We start from the raw sequence: 6,139 nt of genomic DNA on the forward strand, positions 1-6,139 counted from the left end.
GTATAAAATTCAAAAGCTTTTATTGGAGTTTGTAGAGGTAAAAATAAGTTAAATATTTTAGAACTCTATAGTTAAATCTTGCTCATCATTTGTCTCAAGAACAAGTAGGATTGTTTTATATATTAATATATCCATTATCAATTAAAAGAAATAGCGACAATGGTCAAAGAAGTATTTATAATGATAATAAAACTAGAATTTTAAATCCTAGTTTATATAAACTTGTTTGTGAAGATAAAAATATAAGTTTTTGCTATACAAATGACATAAATAGACGAAAAACAAACGAAGAGATATTAGACAACTTCAATAATGATTATTAAGCCTAATCAAATCTCTTCCTAATTCTTCTATATCGTTTGTATTTAGGTTATAGATAAATTCTTCATTAAATATTTTATCCCAAACCACTGAATTTTGAAAATAACCTAAATATAGAGCATAGATTTTATTATATTGTTCATTTTCTAGTAATTTTAATAATTCATTTTTATCATTTTTATTAAATACAAAATCACTAATCATCAAAATATCAGCTTTTTTCAAACTATCTTCCTTAAGCTTTTTTATAGCGTGTTTGATAGCTATAAATGGGTCTGTTCCACCACTACAATTCATTTGAAGTATAGAAATTACATCAAAAATTGTTGCGTTTTTGCTTAGGTGTATTGTTTTTATATTGGTTGAAAAAGTTATTATATAACATTCTCTTTTTTCGTTCATTGCTTGCTTTGCCATATATAATGTTACTGCTTTTGCTATGTGCTCGCATTCTCCGCTCATACTACCACTAAAATCAACACATAAAATCATAGGACCTTTATCGCTTTCTTGCTTTTCAACCTCTATTTCTATATCTTCAAGTCCTTCTATTTTCTCATACTCCACACTCTCAAAGCAAAGTAGTCTTTTTTCTACATATTTTAAATCAAACACAATCTCAAATTCACCACCAAGCAAAGCAAGTTCACTAGGAACTATATTTTCTATTTTATTATCTAAAGTTACGCCTGTTATTTCTGCTTTATTTTTGCTTGGTATAGGTATGTTTTGAGAAAATGACTTTTGAAACATTTCTTTATGTTTTTTGGTTTTTGTTATAGATTCTTCTAGCGAGCCTAATTTATCACATAGTTTTTTTATGCTTTCACTTTCTATAAATTCTAAAAATTCATTTAAAGTATTTAAAGCTTCTTCCAAACCACATCCATTACCAAAATTATGGCTTATGTATTTATCTAGCTCTTCGCCATTTCTTATAGAGCTAGCTAGTGAATAGTAAAGATTGTTTTTAAAATCATCATTCATACCTAGATTTGATGATATATTGATTAAGCTTTTTATAAATTTCAACCAATCTTTAAGTTTTTTTATAAAATCATTTTCTTTCTTTAGCTTTTCTTGTTCTTGCCAATTTGATAGTTTTTTATTATATATATCACTCCACTCGTTATAAATACTTTTTGTTAAAGAATTATGATAGCTTTTAAGTGCTTTTTTATAGTTTTTCTTATCTTTTAACTCTGTTTCTTTAGCTTTATATTTTTCATGATAAAAATCATCATCAAAATCATCGTTAAAACACAAACAATCATCCAAAACTTCACTATATTCTGGATAGTTTTGTTGGTTTATCAGCATTTCGTTATAAAAAAGCTTATTTTTTTCATCTTGCAAATTTTGTGGTATATTTGCAAGGTATTCTTTTAGGTTTTGTTTAAAATTATTTATGCGTTCTTTTAATGCTTTGTCTATTATCTCATTGTTTGTAAGCTCGATATCTTGCATTTAGTTTGTAATCCTTACATCTTCTTCTAATATTTTTAAATATCTCTCACATTCTATTTTTTTAGCCTTAAGATTGCTTTTTGTATCTTCTAAAGCTTTAAAATACATATCAAACTTATTTTTATCAAAAAAAGGATTATTCATTGTTTGAATAAATTTTTCTTTTTCTTCTTCGCATTTTTGCATATGATTTTCTATGGTGTTTATGTTGTTTTTTAATTCTTTGATAAATGATTGTTGTACGAAAGATGATATTTTTTTATAATCTCCTTTTTTGTAAGTATATATAACAGAAATTAAATATTGCATATTATTTACATTATCGTATTGATATTTATTTGCATAGTCGTAGCCATTATGCCTTGCATTATAACCATGATATATCTTATGTGATTTATCATCATATTTATATCTAAAATCATATAATTTTTTTAAATAACCATCTTGATCTTTGTAGTATATTTCTTGAAAATCTGTTTTATATAAACTTTCTTTTTTAATATATATAGATATAGTTTTTTGTGAATCTCCGTAATAGGTTTTAAGCTCTTGATTAGTATAAATATATTCTTCATCATCAACTTTAACATAAGCAAAATCTTCTTTTTGGTATTTTATTTCATATTTAATTGTTTTTTTAAGTTTATTTATTTTTGAAAAATCAAACATAATTTTAGGAGAAAAGTCTTTTATAGCTTTCACTAAAGCTTCTTTTATTATTTCTTTTTGCTCTGGTTTATCCCACGCACAATACTCAAGTAGTATTAAATCTCCTATTTCTATCTTTTCTCTTCCGCACAATACAGCCATAACTCTTATAAGCTCAAAAATCATTTTATATTTTCTATCGCTTATATATATTGCACTATCTTTATTCTCATTATTATAAATACTTATATTATCTCTAAATAATCCTAGTATGTCTAATACTTTTTCATCTATTGTGATGATTTTTGATTTTTCTAATACCTCTTCTATTTCAGTGTTTTTAATTTTTTCTTTTAATTTTACTTCTTTGCTTTCATTTTGTATAAATTTTTTAAAGTTATCTTTGTTTGCAATCGGCATTACTTCAAGCCTAGCAATAAACCTATCATATAAAGCTTCAAGCCCTTGATTTGCCTGCGGGAATTCGTTACTTGCTGATATTAGTCCTTTTAGTGGAACTTTTATTGTTTCTTTTCCATTTTTAAAGATTTTTTCATTTAGTATTGTTAAAAGCGAGTTTAAGATAGCAGGAGAGCTCTTCCAAATCTCATCTAAAAAAGCAAAATCAACACTAGGTAAAAATCCTTCAATGTCTCTTTCAAGATTATCTTGTTTTAACTCACTAAGCTTAAATGGGCCAAAGATTTCTTCTGGAGTGCTAAATTTTCCCATCAAATAATCAAAAAATTTATCACTCTCAAAAACACTTGCAACCTTTCTTGCTATGTAGCTTTTACCAGTGCCTGGAGGTCCATATAAAAACACAGATTTGTTTGCTATCATGCAAAGAAGTATTATAGATGCTATTTCTTCTCTTTCTTGTAAATCACTGTTAATGTGCTCTAAAATATTTTTTATTTTTTTATTATTTATCATGTTTTCTCCTATTGTTTAATTATTTGATATTATCAAAATAAGGTTGAAGCTTGTTTAAATTTGAAACTTTTTGGTGGTTTAAATATATAGATAGTTTATTTTAAATATTTTAAAATGAGTACAAAAATAAATTTTATTTGTTTGATAGGTTTTATACTAAACAAACGAAATTCCTATTTTAAATTCCTTAGTTCGTTTAGGTTGTTTTGGATATTTTCATAGATTTTTTGGGCTAATTCGCTATCATTTTTTATGCTAATTAGTGGTAGCCAAGAAGCGATGAAGCTTTCAAGTTCAACCGAGCTTGGTGAGTAGAAAAACTCAATTTCTATACCATTATCATCTTCGCTTAAAAATCTAAAATTATGACTTTTTGGCTTTTCTCGTTTAAAAAAACTAGCTGCTTCGTTTTTAAGGTATAAAATCACGCTTTTTTTATCTTCAGCATAGCCAAAAGCGTTTCCTGTTTTTGCGTTTTTAAACCCACCATTTTTTACATACTCCAAAGCCTTTATATCTTTCATAGAATTTAGAGCAAATGTTCTATGCTCTCCTGTGTTTTCGCCATTTTTTTTGTCGTAGGTTATATAAAGATAGCGTTTAGAATTAGACACTTTTAACTGATTTGCTTGAATGATTTTTCGTTCGTTTTTATACTCGCAACTTAGCAAAATATCATGGTTTATTGCGTGATTTAGTATGATGATTTTTTGGTTTAGGTTTGATAGTTTTGAAGTATCAATTAGCTTTTCTTGTGAGTAAAAATACTCATCAAAAAGCCCTTTAAACTCGCTTTCAAGGTTTGCATTTTCAAGCTCAGCAAATATATGCTTAAAAACAACTTTGGGGCTTATGTATTTTGGGAGCAAGTCAGTGAAAATATAACCTTCAAGTTTTTTACTATACTTTATAATTTCGCTTAGATTTTTTGCTCTATTTTCAATGGTTTTTGTGCTTACCTTTAAAGCCTTTGCAAGTTCATCTTTAGATGAAATTTTTTCATAAATTAAATCAATTAGCATTAAATCTTTATCATCAACCTTCATTTTGCTATCCTAAAAAGAAATATTTATAATTATTTTTCTATTTATATCATAAAAATGTTAAAATTTGCTTTTTAAAATAAAAATTATTATAATTATTCAAAAATAAAGGTTGGTGATGCTAGAAATATTAAATGAATTAAAACCATTTCTGCCAAGTAAAAAAGAACAAGCAAAAATAATTGAAACACTTAGAAAAGAAAGTCAAATAAAGACTATCAAAAAAGAATATGAATGTATATTTTTGGCATTAGATAATAGGATACAATATAGACATTGTGAATACTTATACGAAAATAAATCACAAAAATATCTAAATGAAAGAGATTTTATAAAAAAGCACTATGAAAATATAAAAATTAATATATTTTGTACCGATAAAACTCATAAAAAATATAAAAATTCAAAATCTCAAACAATAATAAAAATCAATCAAAAAACTAGCATAATATCACAAATAAGTACTCATTTAAAAGCTAGCAAAAAATACATTTTACCACTAATAAACCTAGATAATAAGCAAATCGTAGAATTAGTAAAACTATCTAAAATCTATAATATAAAGTTTATAGAGTTTAAAAAGCACAATAAAAAAATCTTAGTCCGTAATGTGAGTAATTTATACAAAGAGAATTTCACAAATCTAGCATTTATAATGCACGAATTTTCAAGAAATATAAAAATGCCCTTTGTTAGCACTGATGAGCCTTTATATTTGCATTTAAAGGAATTTGGGGATTATTTGCTAGCGGGAAATTTTGAATTATTTTTACCTTTGTATAAAAAAATTATCAAAAAAGTAAATGGTTTAGACAAAAATAGCATTTTTTATCCTTTTAAATTGCAAATAACAAATATTTTGCAGGGTTTTAGAATAAATGAAATGGTTTTTGATAATTATAAGCATAAAGCTTTAGTGTTGTTTGAAAACCATTTAATACTTGCTAAGGTTTTTTATGATAGGGGTTATTATTTGAATTCTTTAATAATGCTTAAAGAAGGTTTTGATGTTGGAGTTTATCAATACTTTATGGGTGATTTTGGACTTAAAATTGCTAAAAGTACTAAATTTAGCGTATTTTGGAATGTGATTTTTAAAAATGCTGAGCTTGATGATTTTGCTAAAAAATACCTTAAATCTATTTATAAAATAAGGTGCAAAATAGCCAAAATCAGAAATGCCTTTGTGCATTTAGAAGGGCTAGAAAATCAAAAAAACCTAATCAGGGATTTAAATGAGATTTTGTGCAATATCAATCAGATTTTAAATCAATATTCAATGATTAAAATAGAGCCTTACAAAGAGCAAATTGCAAATAAAATTAAAGAAAAATTACAATTAAATTAGAAAGGATTATTATGAAAAAATCAAAGTATATTTTAGAAGTTTTAGTGGTGGTAGCGATGAGTGTTGGTTTTGTTTTTAAGACTTATTTAGACGGGTTTGATTCTAATTCTTTTTTAAGCATTACAACCATTATACTTTTAGGTACTACATTTTATGAAAGCTATAAAAAAGACAAGCTTATCGCAAAGCTTCAAGTAAAGAATTTAAAATAGGAATTTCGTATGTTTAAACCTACTACAAAAGAAAAATTAAAAGAAATTTTGAACACTCAAAAAATCAAACTTTATGAGATAGATACTAGTCTTATAACTGATATGAGTTATCTTTTTGATGGTGTTTTTTGGTGGGATTTTGAAGGTATTAATACTTGGGATAC

General features: G+C 25.5%; 6 protein-coding genes. 3 read left to right on the forward strand and 3 right to left on the reverse strand.

Annotated features, from left to right (window positions below):
* The first annotated feature begins 110 nt into the window (after positions 1–110).
* Positions 111–323: a DUF6037 family protein gene (locus KJQ97_RS08440; RefSeq protein WP_214120559.1), complete on the forward strand. Its 213-nt coding sequence runs from the start codon at positions 111–113 to the stop codon at positions 321–323.
* Here the strand turns inward: KJQ97_RS08440 and KJQ97_RS08445 are convergent.
* The 3 genes from KJQ97_RS08445 to KJQ97_RS08455 form a co-directional block, all read right to left on the reverse strand.
* Complete coding sequence (locus KJQ97_RS08445; RefSeq protein ID WP_214120560.1) at positions 307–1,788, reverse strand: VWA domain-containing protein; 1,482 nt, start codon at positions 1,786–1,788, stop codon at positions 307–309. The two genes, KJQ97_RS08440 and KJQ97_RS08445, sit on opposite strands and share 17 nt — an antisense overlap.
* Complete coding sequence (locus KJQ97_RS08450; protein ID WP_214120561.1) at positions 1,789–3,372, reverse strand: AAA family ATPase; 1,584 nt, start codon at positions 3,370–3,372, stop codon at positions 1,789–1,791.
* A 173-nt stretch (positions 3,373–3,545) separates the two neighbouring features.
* Positions 3,546–4,418 carry a WYL domain-containing protein gene (locus KJQ97_RS08455; protein ID WP_214120562.1) on the reverse strand — a complete coding sequence of 291 codons (873 nt, stop codon included), beginning with the start codon at positions 4,416–4,418 and terminating at the stop codon, positions 3,546–3,548.
* Positions 4,419–4,533: 115 nt separating this feature from the next.
* Between KJQ97_RS08455 and KJQ97_RS08460 the strand changes: the two genes are divergently transcribed.
* Positions 4,534–5,763 carry a hypothetical protein gene (locus tag KJQ97_RS08460; RefSeq protein ID WP_214120563.1) on the forward strand — a complete coding sequence of 410 codons (1,230 nt, stop codon included), beginning with the start codon at positions 4,534–4,536 and terminating at the stop codon, positions 5,761–5,763.
* Between the two features lie 11 nt (positions 5,764–5,774).
* Positions 5,775–5,975, forward strand: a complete 201-nt coding sequence (locus KJQ97_RS08465) for a hypothetical protein (RefSeq protein WP_214120564.1) — start codon at positions 5,775–5,777, stop codon at positions 5,973–5,975.
* Positions 5,976–6,139 lie beyond the last annotated feature (164 nt).

It is taken from the genome of Campylobacter sp. 2018MI01, from assembly GCF_018501205.1.
Taxonomy (GTDB): domain Bacteria; phylum Campylobacterota; class Campylobacteria; order Campylobacterales; family Campylobacteraceae; genus Campylobacter_E.